The organism is Rhodoferax sp., assembly GCF_030653815.1.
Lineage (GTDB): Bacteria > Pseudomonadota > Gammaproteobacteria > Burkholderiales > Burkholderiaceae_C > Rhodoferax.
On the sequence record NZ_JAURYQ010000006.1, the window covers coordinates 182,834 to 200,915 of the forward strand.

At 59.0% G+C, this 18,082-nt stretch carries 23 protein-coding genes; 11 read left to right on the forward strand and 12 right to left on the reverse strand.

Features of this window, described 5'->3' with window-relative positions; genetic code table 11:
• Window positions 1–13: 13 nt before the first annotated feature.
• From rpsE to rplN, 8 genes are read right to left on the reverse strand one after another with little or no spacing between them, the layout of a single operon-like run.
• On the reverse strand, window positions 14–538 hold the full coding sequence (gene rpsE, locus Q7U49_RS02065) for a 30S ribosomal protein S5 (RefSeq protein ID WP_304762086.1): 525 nt from the start codon (window positions 536–538) through the stop codon (window positions 14–16).
• A gap of 17 nt (window positions 539–555) precedes the next feature.
• Entirely contained in the window at window positions 556–921 is a 366-nt protein-coding gene (gene rplR / locus Q7U49_RS02070; protein WP_304730374.1) for a 50S ribosomal protein L18, read from the reverse strand.
• A gap of 11 nt (window positions 922–932) precedes the next feature.
• On the reverse strand, window positions 933–1,466 hold the full coding sequence (rplF, locus tag Q7U49_RS02075; protein WP_304762087.1) for a 50S ribosomal protein L6: 534 nt from the start codon (window positions 1,464–1,466) through the stop codon (window positions 933–935).
• Between the two features lie 26 nt (window positions 1,467–1,492).
• Entirely contained in the window at window positions 1,493–1,888 is a 396-nt protein-coding gene (gene rpsH, locus Q7U49_RS02080; protein WP_304762089.1) for a 30S ribosomal protein S8, read from the reverse strand.
• Between the two features lie 18 nt (window positions 1,889–1,906).
• Entirely contained in the window at window positions 1,907–2,212 is a 306-nt protein-coding gene (gene rpsN / locus Q7U49_RS02085; RefSeq protein ID WP_304762090.1) for a 30S ribosomal protein S14, read from the reverse strand.
• Between the two features lie 8 nt (window positions 2,213–2,220).
• Window positions 2,221–2,760, reverse strand: coding sequence for a 50S ribosomal protein L5 (gene rplE / locus Q7U49_RS02090; protein WP_304762091.1), 540 nt, complete (start codon window positions 2,758–2,760; stop codon window positions 2,221–2,223).
• Window positions 2,761–2,762: 2 nt separating this feature from the next.
• Complete coding sequence (gene rplX, locus Q7U49_RS02095; RefSeq protein WP_304762092.1) at window positions 2,763–3,083, reverse strand: 50S ribosomal protein L24; 321 nt, start codon at window positions 3,081–3,083, stop codon at window positions 2,763–2,765.
• 9 nt (window positions 3,084–3,092) lie between these two features.
• Complete coding sequence (rplN, locus tag Q7U49_RS02100; protein WP_075585457.1) at window positions 3,093–3,461, reverse strand: 50S ribosomal protein L14; 369 nt, start codon at window positions 3,459–3,461, stop codon at window positions 3,093–3,095.
• Window positions 3,462–3,557: 96 nt separating this feature from the next.
• Here rplN and Q7U49_RS02105 point away from each other — a divergent pair, with 96 nt between their 5' ends.
• Both Q7U49_RS02105 and proC read left to right on the forward strand, forming a co-directional pair.
• Complete coding sequence (locus Q7U49_RS02105) at window positions 3,558–3,800, forward strand: hypothetical protein (protein ID WP_304762093.1); 243 nt, start codon at window positions 3,558–3,560, stop codon at window positions 3,798–3,800.
• 54 nt (window positions 3,801–3,854) lie between these two features.
• The gene (proC, locus tag Q7U49_RS02110) at window positions 3,855–4,670 is read left to right on the forward strand and encodes a pyrroline-5-carboxylate reductase (RefSeq protein WP_304762094.1); all 816 of its coding nucleotides are present in this window, start codon (window positions 3,855–3,857) and stop codon (window positions 4,668–4,670) included.
• A gap of 5 nt (window positions 4,671–4,675) precedes the next feature.
• On the opposite strand, the gene ubiA is transcribed toward proC, so the two are convergent.
• Together ubiA and Q7U49_RS02120 are read right to left on the reverse strand one after the other, a co-directional pair.
• Window positions 4,676–5,539 (reverse strand): 4-hydroxybenzoate octaprenyltransferase, encoded by an 864-nt coding sequence (ubiA, locus tag Q7U49_RS02115; protein WP_304762096.1) that lies wholly within the window; start codon window positions 5,537–5,539, stop codon window positions 4,676–4,678.
• A gap of 36 nt (window positions 5,540–5,575) precedes the next feature.
• Window positions 5,576–6,523, reverse strand: a complete 948-nt coding sequence (locus Q7U49_RS02120) for a LysR substrate-binding domain-containing protein (RefSeq protein WP_304762098.1) — start codon at window positions 6,521–6,523, stop codon at window positions 5,576–5,578.
• 131 nt (window positions 6,524–6,654) lie between these two features.
• Here Q7U49_RS02120 and Q7U49_RS02125 point away from each other — a divergent pair, with 131 nt between their 5' ends.
• Entirely contained in the window at window positions 6,655–7,077 is a 423-nt protein-coding gene (locus Q7U49_RS02125; RefSeq protein ID WP_304762099.1) for a cyclic nucleotide-binding/CBS domain-containing protein, read from the forward strand.
• 29 nt (window positions 7,078–7,106) lie between these two features.
• Here the strand turns inward: Q7U49_RS02125 and recG are convergent, their stop codons facing one another.
• Complete coding sequence (recG, locus tag Q7U49_RS02130) at window positions 7,107–9,182, reverse strand: ATP-dependent DNA helicase RecG (RefSeq protein WP_304762100.1); 2,076 nt, start codon at window positions 9,180–9,182, stop codon at window positions 7,107–7,109.
• A gap of 48 nt (window positions 9,183–9,230) precedes the next feature.
• Here recG and Q7U49_RS02135 point away from each other — a divergent pair, with 48 nt between their 5' ends.
• Genes Q7U49_RS02135 through Q7U49_RS02145 form a run of 3 tightly spaced genes read left to right on the forward strand, consistent with a single transcriptional unit; the run spans window position 9,231 to window position 11,703 of the window.
• The gene (locus tag Q7U49_RS02135) at window positions 9,231–10,025 is read left to right on the forward strand and encodes an ABC transporter permease (RefSeq protein WP_304762101.1); all 795 of its coding nucleotides are present in this window, start codon (window positions 9,231–9,233) and stop codon (window positions 10,023–10,025) included.
• 17 nt (window positions 10,026–10,042) lie between these two features.
• A complete protein-coding gene (locus Q7U49_RS02140; protein ID WP_304762102.1) occupies window positions 10,043–11,020 on the forward strand; it encodes an MlaD family protein in 978 nt (325 codons plus the stop codon).
• The gene (locus tag Q7U49_RS02145; protein WP_304762104.1) at window positions 11,017–11,703 is read left to right on the forward strand and encodes a hypothetical protein; all 687 of its coding nucleotides are present in this window, start codon (window positions 11,017–11,019) and stop codon (window positions 11,701–11,703) included. The genes Q7U49_RS02140 and Q7U49_RS02145 overlap by 4 nt, the downstream gene beginning before the upstream one ends.
• Window positions 11,704–11,709: 6 nt before the next feature.
• On the opposite strand, the gene ffh is transcribed toward Q7U49_RS02145, so the two are convergent.
• Window positions 11,710–13,074, reverse strand: a complete 1,365-nt coding sequence (ffh, locus tag Q7U49_RS02150; protein WP_304762105.1) for a signal recognition particle protein — start codon at window positions 13,072–13,074, stop codon at window positions 11,710–11,712.
• A 78-nt stretch (window positions 13,075–13,152) separates the two neighbouring features.
• Here ffh and Q7U49_RS02155 point away from each other — a divergent pair, with 78 nt between their 5' ends.
• The 5 genes from Q7U49_RS02155 to ampD are packed head-to-tail and all read left to right on the forward strand — an operon-like array spanning window position 13,153 to window position 17,977.
• On the forward strand, window positions 13,153–13,956 hold the full coding sequence (locus Q7U49_RS02155) for an inner membrane protein YpjD (RefSeq protein WP_304762106.1): 804 nt from the start codon (window positions 13,153–13,155) through the stop codon (window positions 13,954–13,956).
• Window positions 13,953–14,180, forward strand: coding sequence for a PP0621 family protein (locus Q7U49_RS02160; protein ID WP_304762107.1), 228 nt, complete (start codon window positions 13,953–13,955; stop codon window positions 14,178–14,180). The genes Q7U49_RS02155 and Q7U49_RS02160 overlap by 4 nt, the downstream gene beginning before the upstream one ends.
• Window positions 14,181–15,914, forward strand: coding sequence for a PAS domain-containing sensor histidine kinase (locus tag Q7U49_RS02165; protein ID WP_304762108.1), 1,734 nt, complete (start codon window positions 14,181–14,183; stop codon window positions 15,912–15,914).
• Window positions 15,915–15,918: 4 nt separating this feature from the next.
• Window positions 15,919–17,364 (forward strand): sigma-54 dependent transcriptional regulator, encoded by a 1,446-nt coding sequence (locus tag Q7U49_RS02170; RefSeq protein WP_304762109.1) that lies wholly within the window; start codon window positions 15,919–15,921, stop codon window positions 17,362–17,364.
• A complete protein-coding gene (gene ampD / locus Q7U49_RS02175) occupies window positions 17,336–17,977 on the forward strand; it encodes a 1,6-anhydro-N-acetylmuramyl-L-alanine amidase AmpD (protein WP_304762110.1) in 642 nt (213 codons plus the stop codon). The genes Q7U49_RS02170 and ampD overlap by 29 nt, the downstream gene beginning before the upstream one ends.
• Window positions 17,978–18,082: the final 105 nt, after the last annotated feature.

Below are 18,082 nucleotides of genomic sequence, written 5' to 3' on the forward strand. Positions count from 1 at the left end.
TTGAAAACTCCAATTAGGCAAAAATTTCTTCGATCGTCTTGCCGCGCTTGGCTGCAACGACGGAAGGCGTCGTGGCATGCGACAGCGCGTCCAACGTGGCGCGAACCATGTTGTACGGATTCGAGGAACCATGGCTCTTGGCCACAATGTCCGTGATACCAATGACTTCGAAAACAGCGCGCATCGGGCCGCCGGCAATGATGCCGGTACCCTTGGGGGCCGGTGCCATCATGACTGAGGCGGCGCCATGGTGACCCATCACACGGTGGTGAATGGAACCGTTTTTCAGCGAAACCTTGGTCATGTTGCGACGTGCTTCTTCCATGGCCTTTTGCACGGCAGCAGGAACTTCTTTCGATTTTCCCTTGCCCATGCCGACGGTGCCATCACCGTCGCCAACCACGGTCAGTGCTGCGAAGCCCAGAATACGACCACCCTTGACCACTTTCGTGACCCGGTTGATCGCGATCATCTTCTCGCGCAGACCATCCTCAGGCCCTTCAGCCTTACCTTGCATTTTTGCTTGTACTTTAGCCATCTTAATTTCCGATCTGCTTAGAACTGCAAGCCAGCTTCACGTGCCGCATCAGCCAACGCTTTCACGCGGCCATGGTACGCAAATCCTGCACGATCAAACGCTACTTTTTCAACACCAACAGCTTTTGCCTTTTCAGCCAAACGCTTACCGATGACCTGGGCAGCGGCAACATTGCCACCTTTACCAGATCCGCCCAATGACTGACGCACTTCGGCTTCCGCCGTCGATGCGGTGGCCAAAACCTTGCTTCCATCGCCAGAAATTACACTGGCGTAGATGTGCAAGTTGGTGCGATTCACCGTCAAACGGGCGACGCCTTGGAGGGCGATGCGGATCCGGGTTTGACGGGCTCTGCGAAGACGCTGCTCTTTTTTGCTCAACATGTTGCAGATCCTTATTTCTTTTTGGTTTCTTTGATGGCGACTTTTTCGTCCGCATACCGAATACCCTTGCCCTTGTAGGGCTCAGGCGGACGGACTGCACGAATTTCGGCTGCAATCTGACCAACGCGCTGGCGGTCAGCACCCTTGATCACAACCTCTGTCGGCGTCGGAGTTGCCACAGTAATACCGGCAGGCATGTCAATATTGACCGGATGAGAGTAACCCACCGTCAAGTTGAGTTTGTTGCCAGCGGCTTGCGCCTTGTAACCCACACCAATCAGGGTGAGCTTTTTCTCAAAGCCCTTGCTGACGCCAACCACCATGTTGTTCACCAACTGGCGCATGGTACCGGCCATGGCATCGGCTTCACGCGTATCGTTGGCAGCCGAGAAGCTCAGCTTGCCAGCATCGCTGGAGATTTTGACCAGCATGTTTTGCGTCAGGGTCAGCAAACCGCCGGAACCCTTGACGCTGATACTTTGCTCACCTACCGTCACCTCAATCCCAGCAGGGATGGTCACGGGCATTTTTGCTATACGAGACATCTTGTATTTCCTCTCAATGTCACGCTTTAGGCGACGTAGCAAAGGACTTCACCACCGACACCGGTAGCGCGCGCCTTGCGGTCAGTCATGACACCCTTGGGCGTTGTGACAATTGCCACACCCAGGCCGTTTTGAACTTGCGGAATGGCATCGCTGCCACGGTACACACGCAGACCAGGACGACTGACACGCTCGATGCGCTCAATCACCGGACGACCCGCGTAGTACTTCAAGGCGATTTCCAGCTCGGGCTTGCCGTCAGCCGGATTGATCTTGAATCCATCAATGTAACCTTCGTCCATCAGGACTTGGGCAATCGCGACCTTCACTTTGGAAGAAGGCACACGAACAGAAGTTTTTGCAACCATTTGCGCATTGCGAATGCGGGTCAACAGGTCGGCGATCGGATCACTCATACTCATATCTATTTCTCCTACCGATTACCAGCTGGCCTTGACGATGCCAGGTATTTCACCAGCAAAAGCCATTTCACGAATCTTTGCACGTGCCAAGCCAAATTGCTGGAACGTACCACGAGGGCGTCCAGTGATGGCACAGCGGTTACGCTGCCGGGTTGGATTTGCATTGCGAGGCAAAGCCTGCAGACCAAGGCGGGCCGCAGCGCGCTCTTCATCAGTGCGCTTTGCATCTGTCGAGATCGCCTTCAATTCCGCATGTTTTTTTGCGTACTTGGCGACCAGTTTGTCGCGTTTGAGTTCGCGTTGGATTAAAGCCATCTTAGCCACAGATCACCTCAGTTCTTGAAGGGAAAACGGAAACCAGCGAGAAGAGCCTTGCACTCATCGTCACTCTTGGCCGTTGTTGTGATGCTGATGTTGAGACCGCGCAAGGCGTCAACCTTGTCGTACTCAATCTCAGGAAAAATAATTTGTTCTTTCACGCCGATGTTGTAATTACCACGACCATCGAAGGAGCGACCGGAGATACCACGGAAGTCACGCACGCGGGGCAGGGCCACAGTGACAAAGCGATCCAGGAATTCGTACATTTGCGCACCACGCAATGTCACCATACAGCCAATGGCCTGGTTCTCACGAATCTTGAAACCGGCAATTGCCTTCTTGGACATCGTCACCACAGGCTTCTGGCCCGCGATTTTTGACATGTCACTCACGGCGTGGTCCATAACCTTCTTGTCAGCGACTGCTTCGCTCACACCCATGTTGAGTGTGATCTTGGTCAGGCGAGGAACCTGCATTGGCGACTTGTAGCCAAACTTGGCCATCAACTCGGGAGCCAATTTTTCACGGTAAAGTTGTTGCAAACGAGCCATGTTCATGCCACCTTGATTTCTTCGCCGCTGGACTTGTAAACGCGAACACGTTTGCCGTCAGCCTGCAATTTGATACCGACGCGGTCAGCCTTGCCGCTTGCTGCATTGAAAATTGCAACATTGGACTGGTGAATCGCCATGGTTTTTTCAACAATGCCACCCGCCTCACCCTTCATGGGGTTGGGCTTGGTATGCTTCTTGACGATGTTCACACCTTCAACCATCAGGTGCGAATCATCTTTACGCGATGTGACTTTGCCACGCTTGCCTTTATCGCGCCCGGTGAGCACGATGACATCGTCGCCTTTGCGAATCTTGTTCATGTGATGTCCTTACAAAACTTCAGGTGCCAAAGACACGATCTTCATGAACTTTTCAGTGCGCAATTCACGCGTCACCGGCCCAAAGATGCGCGTGCCGATAGGCTCGAGCTTGGCATTGAGCAACACTGCTGCATTGCCATCAAATTTGACCAAAGAGCCGTCGCTGCGACGGATGCCCTTGGCCGTGCGCACCACCACAGCACTGTAGACGTCGCCTTTTTTGACACGTCCACGAGGCGCGGCTTCCTTGATGCTCACTTTAATAATGTCGCCTACGCTGGCGTAGCGACGCTTGGATCCGCCCAGCACCTTAATGCACAGAACGGACTTGGCGCCAGTGTTGTCGGCGACTTCGAGTCGAGATTCGGTTTGGATCATTTGTTTAATTCCCAACTTGCACTGAAAACCGGCCTGCACAACGCTTAGCCTTACTTCAGTCAGTCTTGGGCCCGTTACACGCAACATGAACCACTCATGTCGTTAGCTTTGGGCAGATACTTCGGTTTTAACGCGAAGCCTCGTATTATGCAGCAAAAATTTAGCTCGATCAAGGATTTTCTTGTGCGCAGAGCAAATATTGTTGACACAGGTTATTCATGGCGCGCTGCAAACCTCACCATCGCCTCGCTCAAGCCTTCGCACAGCCACCTCCCTGCGCCTGGCAAGGCAAACCGAACTGCTACTCGAGCCCTGGAAGCCAAAGGCCCACACATTTGATTAGACTCAAGCTTTCCAACAACCATGACGCGGTCTCACCCACGCATAAAACTCATGAGCAAACGTATCGCATTCATTGGCGGAGGCAACATGGCCAGCGCCCTCATCAGTGGTCTGATCAAACAGGGATTACCGTCCGACCTGATTGACGTGGTGGAACCCTTCGCCGATGCGCGGGACAAGCTGCTGGCCAGCTTTGGCATCACCGCCCGTCCCGAAGCGGGTGCTTTTTTGATGGATGCCGCGCTGGTGGTCTGGGCTGTCAAGCCGCAAACGTTCAAGGCGGCGGCACTGGCCGTGGCACCACACACCCCTGGACGTTTGCACTTGAGCGTGGCGGCTGGCATTCGAAGCGACAGCATTGCCACCTGGTTGGACAGCGAGCGCGTCGTGCGCGCCATGCCCAACACGCCCGCACTGATTGGTCAGGGCATCACCGGCCTGTTTGCCCGCACCAGTGTCACGGCGAACGACAAAGCCTTTGTGGAACAAGTCATCGCCACCACCGGCGAATCCCTCTGGCTCGATGCCGAAGACCAGCTGGATGTGGTCACGGCCCTGTCAGGCTCGGGGCCAGCCTATGTGTTCTATTTCATGGAGGCCATGACCATGGCGGGCACCGAAATGGGCTTGAGCCGCGAACAGGCACTGCAACTCGCCGTGGCCACCTTCAGTGGCGCCAGCGCATTGGTAAAAACCACGGGAGATGCACCCCAGGTGCTGCGCCAGCGCGTCACCTCCAAAGGCGGCACCACCTTTGCCGCCATCTCCAGCATGGAAGACAACGACGTGCGCGCCCTGTTCATCGATGCCATGTACGCAGCCCGTGAACGCGCCAAAGAACTTGGCGACGAGTTTGGCGCAGACTGAGCGGATTAGCGAAAAAAATAACTGGCGGCAATACCGGCAAAAACGGTAAAGCCCAGCCAATGGTTCAGCCTGAAAGCCTTGAAACAGCCCTCACGTGAACGCGAGCGGATCAGGGTGAAATGCCAGGCCACCTGAGCCAAAGCCAACGACATGGCCAGATAAAACAGTGGGTTTGCCGCATACTGACCCAGGGTCACTGACCAGACGCCGATGAAGCCCAGATAGCACAAGGTGACCACCAGCACATCCCAGCGACCCAAGGTGATGGCCGAAGTTTTGATGCCAATGCGCAGGTCATCGTCGCGGTCCACCATGGCGTATTCAGTGTCGTAAGCCAGCACCCAGAACAGGTTACCCAACATCAGCCACCAGGCCAGCGGCGGCACATCGCCGCGCACGGCAGCAAACGCCATGGGAATGCCCATGCCAAAAGCAATTCCCAGGACGGCCTGCGGCATGGACACAAAGCGCTTGGCATACGGGTAAGCCAGCGTGACGGCCAACGCCGCACACGACAAGCCAATCGTGAGGGCATTGGTGGTGAGCACCAGCGCAAAGGCCAACAGCGCCAGCAGCGCCCCCACCATCAGCGCCTCTTTCACCGACACCGCGCCGGTGGTCACCGGCCGCCCCGCCGTGCGCTTGACATGTTTGTCAAACTCGCGATCTGCCACATCGTTGATGCAGCAGCCGGCACTGCGCATCAAAACCGTGCCCAGTACAAAGACGCCAAACAAATGCCAGCCCGGAAAGCCTCCAGCGGCCACCCACAGCGCGGCCAGTGCTGGCCACAGCAACAGCAGCCAACCCGCCGGGCGGTCCCAACGGATCAAGGCCAGGTACAAATTGAATTTCTTACGCCAACGCATCGTTTTCTTTCTTCTTCGGTTTCACCCATTCGGCCATCAGGACAAACGCCGTACGCCCGGCAACTCACAGGCATAAATCGCGTTGCGCAGGGCGGCAATGGCCTCATAACGGGTAAAACTCCGCCGCCAGACCAGCACCACACGTCGTGTGGGCGGGTCGCCCGCAAAGGGCAGGTATTTGACATAAGCGTCTTCGAGGCGCCGGGCTTTTGCCGCCAGTGCTTCCTTGGGGACACTCAGGCGCGGCACCAGGGTGACCCCCATGCCCGCGGCCACCATATGCTTGATGGTTTCCAGCGAGGAGCCCTCGAAGCTCTTGCGAATGCCCTCGGCATTGCTGGAAAAACGGGCAAACTCGGGACACACTTCGAGCACATGATCGCGAAAACAGTGACCACTGCCAAGCAGCAGCATGGTCTCGTTCTTCATCTCGTCACTGGTCACCTCGGCCTGGGCCGCGAGCGGGTGATTGGCCGGCACAGCCGCCATGAAAGGCTCATCGTAAAGGGGCGCCACGGCCAGCCCGGCGTCCGGAAAAGGTTCCGCCAGAATGGCGCAATCAATCTCACCCGTGCGCAACATCTCCAGCAACCTCACGGTGAAGTTTTCTTGGAGCATCAAGGGCATTTGCGGAGTCTTGGATATCATCTGGCGCACCAAGTCCGGCAACAAATACGGACCAATGGTGTAGATGATGCCCAGCGCCAGCGACCCGCCCAGCGGGTCCTTGCCGCGTTTGGCAATTTCCTTGATGGCGGCTGCCTGCTCCAGCACACTTTGCGCCTGGCGCACGATTTCCTCGCCCAACGGCGTCACGGTCACCTCATTGGCGCTGCGCTCGAACAGCTTCACATCGAGTTCCTCCTCGAGCTTTTTTACCGCCACCGACAGGGTCGGCTGCGACACAAAGCAAGCCTCGGCCGCCTTGCCGAAATGCCGCTCACGCGCGACGGCAACGATGTATTTGAGTTCAGTCAGGGTCATGCTGCTATTTTCACCTACGGCGCGCTCGACCCGCGCATCAGGGTTTGTACCGACACGGCATTGTGACTGGGGTTGATCTGAGTCAATCAAACACATGGCAAAGCCTCTAGCATTCAAACAGGAGAATGCCCATGTTTGATTTACCCATCCGCAGCGTCATGGAACGCAAAAAATTCATCACTGCGGCGCCCAACACCACCGTCAGCCAGGCAGCCCGCTTGATGGCGACCAAGAACGCCGGTGCCGTGCTGGTCGTTGAAGACGATCAACTGATCGGCATATTTACCGAACGGGATGTGGTGTTTCGCGTGATCGCCCTGGGACTCGATCCGAGAGAAACCTGCTTGCGGCAAGTGATGACCGCCGATCCCAAAACACTCAGCCCAAACCAGTGCTACGGCCACGCCCTGGTCATCATGCAGGAAAACGGCTTTCGCCACGTGCCCGTGGTGGAGGAGAATCTGCCCATCGGCATTATCTCGTCGCGCAACGCGATGGACCCCGACCTGGAAGAGTTTGTCGCGGATCAACGCCGGCGTGAACACTACCGCTAGGCTATCACCCCCCGCAGATCAAGGGTCGGTCAGGCGTTCAGATAATCGGTCTTGCCACCCAGCCAGCGCTGCACATGTTGCGCGGCCAGCGCAGGGTGTTGGTCCAGCAGCAGCGGCGCCAGGTGACGCGCCCAGTCCAGCAGCCGGGCATCTTCCACCACGTCGGCAAAACGCAGCATGGCATCGCCCGACTGGCGCGCGCCCATGAACTCGCCCGGTCCACGAATTTCCAGGTCACGCCGGGCGATCTCAAAACCATCGCTGGTTTGCGCCATCGCCTTGAGGCGCGCTCGCGCGGTATCACCCAGGCGTGGCGCGTCACCGGTGGCGTACAGCAGCACACAAGCCGACGCCGCTGCGCCACGACCTACCCGGCCACGCAACTGGTGCAACTGGCTCAGGCCAAAGCGCTCGGCGTGCTCAATCACCATCAGCGAGGCATTGGGCACGTCCACCCCCACTTCAATCACCGTGGTACTCACCAGCACCCCCATCTGACCGCCAACAAACAGGCTCATCACCACTTTTTTCTCGAGCACGGGCATGCGTGAATGCAGCAGACCCACCAGTACGCCGGGCAGAGCCGCACTGAGTTGCGCGTGGGTTTCTGTCGCATTACGCAGATCCAGCGCCTCACTCTCTTCGATCAAGGGGCAGACCCAGTAAATCTGCCGCCCCTGCACCAATTGGTCACTGATGCGGGCAATCACCTCGTCGCGGCGCGCGTCATGAATCACCCGGGTCACGATGGGGGTTCGCCCGGGCGGCAACTCGTCAATGGTGGATACATCCAGGTCGGCGTAGTAACTCATGGCCAGCGTGCGCGGGATGGGTGTGGCCGTCATCATCAGCAGGTGGGGCTCCAGATCCGGGCTGCCCAGCTTTTCCCGCAGGGCCAGACGCTGTGCCACGCCAAAACGGTGCTGCTCATCGATGATGGCCAGGGCCAACTTGTGAAATTGCACCTTGCCCTGGATCAAGGCATGGGTACCCACCACCAACGCAGCCTGCCCGCTGGCGATCAAGGCCAACATCTCACGCCGCTCCTTGGCTTTCTGACTTCCTGTCAACCAGGCCACGGTCACGCCGAGCGGCTGCAACCAGTCCACCAGCTTGGCAAAGTGCTGGGTGGCCAGAATTTCGGTAGGGGCCATCAGTGCACACTGCCAGCCGGCCCCCATGCACTGCGCAGCGGCCAGCGCGGCCACCACGGTTTTGCCGGCACCGACATCGCCTTGCAGCAGGCGGTGCATGGGCGCCGGCCGGGCAAGGTCCCGATTGATTTCAGCCACCACACGCCGCTGCGCTGTGGTCAATTGAAACGGCAGTGTCGCCAGCAAACGTTCAAACAAGCTGTCAGCACTGGCCCCAGACAGCGCTGGCGAGCGCAAGCGGGCACGCGAACGCCGCGATTGCAGTTGCGAAAGTTGCTGCGCCAGCAACTCCTCGGCCTTGAGTCGTTGCCAGGCCGGGTGACTGTGATCCTGCAGGGTATCGAGCGACACATCAGGCGTGGGGTTGTGCAGGAACGAGAGTGCTTGACGAAGATTCCAGACGGGCTCCAACCCAATCTCCTGCAAGTACGCTGCAGGCACGGTTTCAGGCAGCTCTGCGCGCGCCAGGCCGGCCTGCACCGCCCGGCGCAAATAGGCCTGGGGTAAACCGGCCGCCGTGGGGTAAACCGGAGTCAGTGCCGTGGCCAGTTCGCCACCCGCGGGCTTGACCACCGGATGCATCATGGTGAGGCCGGCAAAACCACCGCGAATCTCACCGCGCACCCTGATCAGATTCCCGACAGCAAGCGCTTTTTGTTGGGATGGATAAAAGGTAAAAAAACGCAACAGACAGGTGCCGCTGCCGTCGTCGAGCGTGACCAGCAGTTGCCGGTGGCCACCAAGCTTGACTTCGGCATGGGTCACCCGGCCCTCCAACTGTGCCACCTCACCTTCGCGAACGTCGCGCAATTTGACCAGTCGCGTTTCATCTTCATAGCGTAGTGGCAAGTGCAAGGCCAGGTCAATCGGTCGTACCAGCCCGAGCTTGCGCAAGACCTTTTGCGGGCCAGTCAGCGGCTTGACGGCTGGAGTTACAGGCGGGAGTGGCATACACCAATTTTGCATGCAATCAGGCAGCGACTTCATTATCATCACGCCATGTCCGCCCGCCCTGCCTTGCCTGACCGCCAGTTCACATGGTTGCATGCACCACTGCGCCATTGGCACAGCTGGTGGCACATGTTTTATGTGGCTTCGGTAGTGCTGGCGCTGGCGCTCAGCCCGAGCAGCTATACGCCCGAGTTTCGGCGCCTTACCGCCCAGCACATCCACGCCAGCACCTGGCGGGTGATCCCCTGGTTCACGGCGCTTTCAGCCTTGCTGAGCCTGGTGTTGATTCGCATTGTGGTGGTGACCGCCCTGAGCTACGGCTTGTCGCAATATGCCCTGCAAATGGTGGTACGGGTGCTGGTGCTGGAGCTCATCCCGCTGGCAGCCGCCTTGTTTGTCGCCTTGCGCGCGGGTCTGGCTTTTAACGCTGGCGCCGTCGGCGTGGCAGCCCAGCCCGCCGTGGCGCCAGGGCCACTCGACCTGGCTCACCTGCGCGACCATTTGACGCCACGCGTGCTGGCCGATGCCTTCGCCGTGCTGGCCCTGGCCATGCTTAGCAGCGTGGTGATTCTGGTATTGACTTACCTGACCGTTTATGGTCTGTCGCCCTGGGGCTTGCCCGGTTTCACCCGTACCGTGGGCCAGGTGTTTGATCTGCAGGTCAGCCTGGGCTTCATTCTGAAAACCCTGTTTTTCAGTCTGGCGGTCGCCGTGGTGCCCATGGCCGCCAGCCTGGAGGCCACGCAACAGCGCGTCACAGATACGATCCAACCAGGCGCCGTGCGACTGTTCCTGGTCCTGTTTTTGCTGGAAGCGACCTCGCTTGTCGTCAAATACGCCTGACCCACCCGGAACCGCCCATGACCGATACCACCGAAGCCAGCCCAGACCTCACCCACATCGAGCGCCGCGCCAAGGGGCTGTTATTGCTGATGGCCGCCTTGGTGGCGGGCTTTGTGCTTTATGTGATGGTGGCCCGCGGTGTGTTTGAGAGCACCCAGCAGTTGGTGCTGATCTCGGACGACTCCGAGGGCGTCATCGTGGGCATGGACCTGACGTTTTCTGGTTTTCCCATCGGCCGGGTGCGGCGCATCGAACTGGCGCCCGATGGCATGGCCCGCATGGTGGTTGACGTGCCCCACAAACAGGCGCACTGGTTACGCAGTTCCAGCATTTTCACCCTGGAACGAGGCATGGTGGGTGACACCCGTATCCGCGCCTACAGCGGCATCCTGGGCGACCCACCACTGCCCCCCGACGCGGAGCGCACGTTGCTGCGCGGCGACACCTCGGCTGAAGTGCCACGCCTGATCGCCTCGGCCCGTGCTCTGCTGGAAAACCTGGAAGCCATGACCGGCACCGAGTCACCCCTCAACGCCAGCCTGGGACAACTTAAAACCACCACCGAGCGCATGAACGGCCGTTATGGCGTGTTGACCGGTGTCATGGGCAGCGAGAGCAACGCCAAACAAATCATCCAGACGCTGGAGCGCACCAACAGCCTGCTGGCGAAAGCGGAGCAACGCATGTTTGGCAGCGGTGGCCTGGTGGATGCCACCCAGGTCACCTTGAACAGCACCCAGGCCACCATGAACAGCGGAAAAGCGGCGCTGGAGCAATTGCAGAACGCCATCGGCGACACCCGCAACACTTTGAAAAACGTCGACGCGGTGCTGGCCGAAGCCCAGGCGGTTGGCGCCAATGCGCGTATCGCCAGCACCGACCTGGGCGTGTTACGTGCAGAAGTCGAGGCCAGCTTGCGCCGCCTGAGCCAGCTCACCGACGAGATCAACCGCAAGTGGCCTTTCGCCCGCGATACCGAGATCAAGTTGCCATGAAACGTTTTTTAGCCCTGACTACCGCCCTGCTGCTGGTCGCTTGTGCCAGCGCACCACCGCCTCCCGAATGGCAAAGTCAATCGTTTGCAGCGCTCAAAAGTTACACGGCAGCTTACCTGCGCGGCAACACGCGGGTGGCAGAAGTCGAATTTGAGCGCGCCAAAGCCGAAATTGCCCGCACCGGCCGGCCCGACCTGATGGCACGCATTGAGCTGCTGCGCTGTGCCACGCAAGTGGCCAGCCTGGTCATGGACCCCTGCGTGGCTTACCACGCCCTGGCACAGGACGCCGCGTTTGCGGAGCAGGCCTACGCCAGCTTCATCGCGGGGCGCTGGGACACGCTGCAAGCGCCACATTTACCCTTGCACTATCGCGCCTTGGTGACCCAAACCCAGGCATCGATGAGGCAGACCGCCAAGCCCGAACAGGGTGCAAACGCCCAAATCCCAAGCAAACTCCTTCGAATTGAAGATCCGTTGGCGCGCCTGGTGGCCGCCGGGGCACTGATTCAAAGGGAGCCTTTGAGCAACGCGGACATTGATCTGGCGGTTGAAACCGCGTCAGCGCAGGGCTGGCGCCGACCCTTGCTGGCCTGGCTTGGCGTGCAGCTCAAACGCAATCAAAGCCTTGGCAACACCGGGGCCGCAGCCGCCATTCAGCGGCGCATTGATTTGGCGCTGTAGGGCGTTTCAAAACGGCATTTTGGGCATGCCTTTCATGCCGCCCATGCGCTTCATCATTTTCATCATGCCGCCGCCCTTCATCTTCTTCATCATGTCCTGCATTTGCTCAAATTCCTTGAGCATGCGGTTGACCTCCTGCACCTGAACCCCGGCGCCAGCAGCAATGCGGCGCTTGCGGGTGGCTTTGATGAGCTCGGGTTTACGACGCTCCAGTGGCGTCATGCTCTGGATGATGCCTTCCTTGCGCTTGACATCTTTTTCAACCTTGCCCATGTCCATCTGACCGGCTTTGGCCGCCATGGCGGCAGGCAGTTTGTCCATTAGACTGCTCAGGCCGCCCATTTGCTTCATTTGCTGGATCTGGCTTAAAAAGTCGTTGAGGTCGAAGCTGGCACCACTTTTGACCTTGGCAGCCAGCTTCTGAGCCGAGGCCATGTCGACCCCCGCCGTGACCTGCTCGACCAGCGCCAAAATATCGCCCATGCCCAGAATGCGGCCAGCGTGGCGTTCGGCGTCAAACACCTCCAGTCCGTCGAGCTTCTCGCTGGTACCGGCAAACTTGATCGGTGCACCAGTGACCTGGCGCACCGACAGAGCCGCACCACCACGCGAGTCGCCATCGAGCTTGGTCAGGATAATGCCGGTCAGGGGCAAGGCCTCCTTAAAGGCTTTTGCTGTATTGACCGCGTCCTGGCCCTGCATGGCATCCACCACAAACAGGGTTTCCACCGGGTTGATGGCGGCGTGCAAGTCCTTGATTTCACGCATCAGCACGTCATCAATGGCCAACCGGCCCGCCGTGTCGACCAGCAAGACATCAAAATAATGTTTGCGGGCATAGTCCAGCGCAGCCAGCGCGATGTCCACCGGCTTTTGCTCGGGCGTGCTGGGAAACCACTCGGCCCCCGCCTGCGCTGTGACGGCTTTGAGCTGCTCAATGGCGGCCGGGCGGTAAACGTCACCTGAGACCGTCAATACCTTCTTGTTGCGCTTCTCGATCAGGTGTTTGGCCAACTTGGCAGTCGTGGTGGTTTTACCCGCCCCCTGCAAACCTGCCATCAGGATCACGGCTGGCGGTTGCGCCGCCAGATTGATGTCGGCCACACCGTCACCCATGGTGGCGGCCAGCTCCTTATTCACAATGCTCACCAGAGCCTGGCCCGGTGTGAGCGAGCCCAGCACGTCTTGCCCCAGCGCCTTGTCCTTGACCCGGGCAATGAAGTCACGCACCACCGGCAGCGCCACGTCGGCCTCCAGCAGTGCCATGCGCACCTCGCGCAGCATGTCGGCCACATTGGTTTCGGTGATGCGGGCCTGGCCGCGTATTTCTTTAACCAGGCGCGAGAGTTTGTCGGTGAGAGCGGAGGCCATAGGATATTTTTCCGGCAAACGGAACCTGAGTTAATGCCAAGGGTGGGAAGACAGGATACAAAACGCTAAACTGTGCGCATGATTTTAGCCAGTGCTACTCCCCTCACTCTCACCCTGGCGCTGGGCGCGTCGGCGGCTTATGCGGCGTCTGCCACGGGAGCCGCACGCGCTGGCAAAACGCTGCCCCGTATCACGGCCTGGCTGGCGTGGTGTTTGCATGGGGTACTGCTGGCCTGGGGACTTTGGGGAAGCGAGCCACGATTCGGTTTTGCGCCCGCATTGTCCGTCACCACCTGGCTGGTCGGCTTGGTGTATGCCGTTGAAAACTACGTTTTCCCACAGCTCAGAACACCTTGGCTGTTGTCGGGTGCGGGCTCTGCGGCCGTACTGTTGGCCCTGCTGTTTCCGGGCAATACCCTCAATCCCAGCGCCTCGACCTGGCTGCCCCTGCACTGGGCGCTGGGAATTGCCTCTTACGGCTTGTTTGCCGTGGCCGTCGTGCACGCCTGGCTGATGACCCGCGCCGAAGCACGCATACGTGTGGCCGCCAACGCCGCCAGCGGCTTGCCCCTGCTGACCATGGAACGGCTGACCTTTCGCTTTGTCAGCCTCGGATTTATCTTGCTGAGCGCGACCTTGCTGGCCGGCTTTTTCTTTGGCAACCATCTGTATGGTGCCAGCCACGCCATCAAATGGGATCACAAAACCATTTTTTCGGTGTTGTCCTGGCTGACATTTGCTGTTCTTATGGTGGGCCGAATCCGCTTTGGCTGGCGCGGCAAACGCGCAGTGCGATTTCTTTACGCTGGCTCGGGCCTGCTGTTATTGGCTTATGTAGGCTCCCGTTTTGTCATGGAAATCGTGCTGGGGCAGGCGCTGTGAAAGGCTTGCTGATTTTGCTGGTGGTGCTGGTCGGCGTCTGGTTCTGGCGCAATCGTGCATCTGCCATCAGCCAGCGCCCGCCGGCGTCGTCCGATCCGACGCCCATGCCACTCGACACCGTGGCCTGCAGCCGCTGTCATGTGCACATTCCCCGTGCCGAGGCGATTCAGGGTCAGCACGGAAGTTATTGTGGGCAGGAACACCTGGATCAATCGGAACCCTGAATGAAGTTGCCCGCGCTGGCATCACTCTGGTCAGGAAAGCAGTCACACCAGACCGACTTCAACGACCACCCCGACGAATTTGACCGTCTGTGGCGCAGTTTCATGACCGCCCGTGCCACCCTGGGCGGGGTGCTGGTGGTACTGCAGGCCAGCCTGCTGGGCCTGGCCGCAGCGCCCAGCCTGACGCCCCTGTTAATCTGTCTGGCCTACCTGGTCGCCACGTTGGCAGAGCGAATGATGTCAGCACCGAAACAATTGGGGTTGGGCTTCAATGGGGCCTGGTTGCGCACGCTGGGCGTTGACCTACTGGCCTTTGCCGCGCTGCAAACCCTGCAGGACAGCAGCATCAATTACACCCCGCTATTTGCCTTGCCGGTGCTGATGGCCTCGGTCCTGGGGTCACAGTTGCTGGCCCTTGCCAGCGCGGCCAGTGTCACCTTGTTGTTGTTTGCCTATGCCGGCTGGCTATCCCTGCAAGCCCCCTGGAGTGCCAGCGCCCTTTTCTCACAGGCTGCGCTGACGGGCGCCGGCTGTTTTGCCATTTCCTTTATTGCCCGGCAAATGGCGAGCCGTTTGGCCAGCATTGAACTCAAGGCCCAACGGAGTCAACTGGCCGCAGCAGTGCAGCGGCAAGTCAACGAACTGATCATCGAGACACTGGGCGATGGCGTGCTGGTGGTCGATGCACAGTACCTGGTGCGATCCGCCAACCCTGCCGCTCAAAAACAATTGAGCTCCCCCCAAGGTACGCAAAATCAGCCCTGGATTCTGGCCAATGCACCAGGTTGGCAGGGACTGCGCCAGCTGATCGACGAGACCTTTAAAACACAGACAACGCAACATCTGGAAATCAGCATTCAGCACGAAGGCCAGGGAACGCGCCTGGCCATGGCTCACACCCAACTGACCGCCCAATTGAATCCGGAGGCGCAAGGCATGTGTGTGATTTTCTTGCAGGATCAAAGAGAACTGCAAGCTCGTTTACGGGTCGAAAAATTCGCCAGCATGGGCCGTATGTCGGCCGCGGTCGCCCATGAAATACGCAACCCGCTGGCTGCCATCGTGCAAGCCAATGCCTTGTTGGCAGAAGACCTGTCTGATCCCGGGCAACAACAATTGAGCCGGTTGGTGCAACAAAATGCCCAGCGCCTTGAAAAAACAGTGCACGACATCCTGCACGTCGTCCAAAACCCCAACACAGACCGCCTGGTCCAGACTCAGCCGCTCGACCTGACACTCACCGTGCCGCGAATTTGTCGGGACTGGCAATCGCATGGGGGGAACAAGCCGGACATCGCGGTACAGTTGCCCAACACCCAGGCCTGGGTCTGGTTTGACCCCGAGCACTTGCGTCGTATTTTGATCAACCTGCTGGACAATGCCCAACGCTACATTAGCACACACCCCGATGCCATCCAGATCACGCTGGACAAAAGTTGGGGAACTGGCGCGAGCGCGCGCATCTGTCTGCGGATCTGGAGCGACGGTGCGCCGCTGGACCCTTCCGTCGAACAACATTTGTTTGAACCTTTTTTTTCCTCCGAGAGCCGTTCCAGTGGTCTCGGGCTTTATATTTGCCGGGAACTGTGTGACAGTCATGGTGCTGAAATCAACTACCGGCGCAGCACGCGCGCCATGGATGGAAAAATGTTGACGGGTAACGAGTTTTTTGTGACGTTCAAATCATTGCCTCCACACGATAGTCTTGCAGCGTCAGTCCAGCCAAACGAGTGAACCCATGACCCCAAGCACCCAACACATCCTGGTGGTCGATGACGAGCCCGACCTGCGCACCATTTACGAACTGACCCTGTTGCGTGAAGGTTATCGGGTCGACACCGCAGAAAACCTTCAGCAGGCACGCACCTGCCTGCAAAGCAAGGTGTTTGACGCCGTCATCACCGACATGCGCCTGCCTGATGGCCTGGGCCTGTCACTGATCACCGAACTCAAGGCGCAGCATCGCAACGAGCGCTGCGTGGTCATCACCGCTTATGGTTCCACCGCCAATGCGGTCGAGGCCTTGAAAGCGGGTGCTTTTGACTACCTGACCAAGCCCGTCGACCTCAAACAATTTCGCTCCGTCATTGCGGCGGCATTGCGCAGCGCACCAGTTCCGCCCACACGACAAGCCGCGCAGCCAGATCAGTTGCAGCCCGAATTCAGCGGTGGACCCGACAACCCGGGCGCCCAGTCACTGGCGCGGCTGGTCGGTCAGTCGCTGGTCATGCGTCAGATCAAGGAGCGCATCCTCAAAGTTGCACCCAGCATGGCGCCGATCATGGTCACAGGTGAGTCTGGCACGGGCAAAGAACTGGTGGCCTATGCGATTCACAGCAACAGCCACCGCGCCCGAGGTGCCTGGATCGCCGTGAACTGCAGCGCCATTCCCGAGAATTTGCTGGAAGCCGAATTTTTTGGTGTCAAAAAGGGCGCCTACACCGGCGCCAGCCAGGACCGACAGGGATTTTTCCAGGCGGCGCAAGGGGGCACCCTGTTTTTGGATGAAATTGGCGACCTGCCCCTGGCCATGCAGGCCAAATTGCTGCGCGCCATCCAGGAACGTCGCGTCAGACCCTTGGGTTCAACCCAGGAGGACCTGGTGGATGTGCGCATCATCAGCGCCACCCACAAGGATCTGGCGACCGAAGTCCAGCAAGGCAACTTCCGGCAAGACCTGTATTACCGTCTCAATGTGATCGAGCTGACGATTACGCCGCTGCGGGAACGACAGGAGGATCTGCCCGAACTGTGCGACGCACTGCTATCACGCATTGCGCAGGAAGCGGGCTTGCCGACACCCCGCCTCAGTGCTGACGTTCTGGCGCAATTGACCCAACTGCCAATGCCGGGCAATGTCAGAGAGCTGGAAAACCTGCTCCATCGCAGTGTGACTCTGGGTGATCTTGACCAGATCCCGTGCCTGCCCGCCACAGCACCCGCAGTCTCAGACTTAGACCCGGCCGGGGAACACATTCCCAGCGATTTGCAGGCTTATCTGGACACCCACGAGCGCGCCATCTTGCTGCGCACCCTGCAAGAGACCAGTTTCAACCGCACTGCCGCCGCGTCCCGGCTGGGCCTGAGCCTGCGACAAATCCGCTACCGCATCGCCCGCCTGGGGATTGCGGCCGCACACTCTGATGAGAATACCGATGACGACGCCACTGACAACTGCCGGTGACGCCTTGTGGGCAGACGGCTGGTACCGCTTTGCCGCGCAACAGGCCTCACCCAACCGGGGTCCGCGTCCACCGCAGACCCACATTGACTTGATCGTGCTGCACTCCATCAGCCTGCCACCAGGTCAATATGGTGGACCTGAGGTGCTTCAGTTTTTCAACAACCAGCTCAACTGGCAAGCCCACCCCTACTTCCACCAAATCCAGGACATGGAGGTGTCAACGCATTTCTTCATCCGGCGCAACGGCGAGCTCTGGCAGTTGGTCAGTTGCGACGACCGCGCCTGGCACGCAGGCGCGTCGACCTACCGTGGCCGCGACAACTGCAACAACGACAGCATTGGCATTGAACTCGAAGGGCTGGAAGGTGACTTGTTTGAAGACGCGCAATACGAATGCCTGCAAAGCGTGTGCGCCGCGCTGATGCAGCACTACCCCATTGCCCATCTGGCGGGACATGAACACATCGCGCCCGGCCGCAAAGGCGACCCTGGCGCAGGTTTTGACTGGCTGCGCTTGCAAAAAGACTTGGGACTGGAGACTCGGTATTTACCCCTAGCCTTGCCATCCGATGCGACCAGGAAAGACGGCTCAACGGACTTGTTTGAGCGATAAAAAAGCATGCAAACTCAAGCTCAGTCGGGCATCGATCGCTATTAAAACCAGAGAAATACAGCTCGGCGCCACAAACTGGCCAAGTGACAAAAAACACCATGGGTA

What these genes read in the sequence shown, in the direction of transcription:
- recG (WP_304762100.1), bottom strand. Translation starts at nt 9,182, where the DNA reads ATGCCACTCCCGCCTGTAACTCCAGCCGTCAAGCCGCTGACTGGCCCG.
- Q7U49_RS02155 (WP_304762106.1), top strand. Translation starts at nt 13,153, where the DNA reads ATGATTTTAGCCAGTGCTACTCCCCTCACTCTCACCCTGGCGCTGGGC.
- rplF (WP_304762087.1), bottom strand. Translation starts at nt 1,466, where the DNA reads ATGTCTCGTATAGCAAAAATGCCCGTGACCATCCCTGCTGGGATTGAG.
- Q7U49_RS02170 (WP_304762109.1), top strand. Translation starts at nt 15,919, where the DNA reads ATGACCCCAAGCACCCAACACATCCTGGTGGTCGATGACGAGCCCGAC.
- ffh (WP_304762105.1), bottom strand. Translation starts at nt 13,074, where the DNA reads ATGGCCTCCGCTCTCACCGACAAACTCTCGCGCCTGGTTAAAGAAATA.
- Q7U49_RS02135 (WP_304762101.1), top strand. Translation starts at nt 9,231, where the DNA reads ATGTCCGCCCGCCCTGCCTTGCCTGACCGCCAGTTCACATGGTTGCAT.
- rplR (WP_304730374.1), bottom strand. Translation starts at nt 921, where the DNA reads ATGTTGAGCAAAAAAGAGCAGCGTCTTCGCAGAGCCCGTCAAACCCGG.
- Q7U49_RS02120 (WP_304762098.1), bottom strand. Translation starts at nt 6,523, where the DNA reads ATGACCCTGACTGAACTCAAATACATCGTTGCCGTCGCGCGTGAGCGG.
- rpsE (WP_304762086.1), bottom strand. Translation starts at nt 538, where the DNA reads ATGGCTAAAGTACAAGCAAAAATGCAAGGTAAGGCTGAAGGGCCTGAG.
- Q7U49_RS02105 (WP_304762093.1), top strand. Translation starts at nt 3,558, where the DNA reads ATGTCGTTAGCTTTGGGCAGATACTTCGGTTTTAACGCGAAGCCTCGT.
- Q7U49_RS02145 (WP_304762104.1), top strand. Translation starts at nt 11,017, where the DNA reads ATGAAACGTTTTTTAGCCCTGACTACCGCCCTGCTGCTGGTCGCTTGT.
- rplE (WP_304762091.1), bottom strand. Translation starts at nt 2,760, where the DNA reads ATGGCTCGTTTGCAACAACTTTACCGTGAAAAATTGGCTCCCGAGTTG.
- Q7U49_RS02140 (WP_304762102.1), top strand. Translation starts at nt 10,043, where the DNA reads ATGACCGATACCACCGAAGCCAGCCCAGACCTCACCCACATCGAGCGC.
- Q7U49_RS02125 (WP_304762099.1), top strand. Translation starts at nt 6,655, where the DNA reads ATGTTTGATTTACCCATCCGCAGCGTCATGGAACGCAAAAAATTCATC.
- rpsH (WP_304762089.1), bottom strand. Translation starts at nt 1,888, where the DNA reads ATGAGTATGAGTGATCCGATCGCCGACCTGTTGACCCGCATTCGCAAT.
- rplN (WP_075585457.1), bottom strand. Translation starts at nt 3,461, where the DNA reads ATGATCCAAACCGAATCTCGACTCGAAGTCGCCGACAACACTGGCGCC.
- Q7U49_RS02165 (WP_304762108.1), top strand. Translation starts at nt 14,181, where the DNA reads ATGAAGTTGCCCGCGCTGGCATCACTCTGGTCAGGAAAGCAGTCACAC.
- proC (WP_304762094.1), top strand. Translation starts at nt 3,855, where the DNA reads ATGAGCAAACGTATCGCATTCATTGGCGGAGGCAACATGGCCAGCGCC.
- ampD (WP_304762110.1), top strand. Translation starts at nt 17,336, where the DNA reads ATGACGACGCCACTGACAACTGCCGGTGACGCCTTGTGGGCAGACGGC.
- ubiA (WP_304762096.1), bottom strand. Translation starts at nt 5,539, where the DNA reads ATGCGTTGGCGTAAGAAATTCAATTTGTACCTGGCCTTGATCCGTTGG.
- rplX (WP_304762092.1), bottom strand. Translation starts at nt 3,083, where the DNA reads ATGAACAAGATTCGCAAAGGCGACGATGTCATCGTGCTCACCGGGCGC.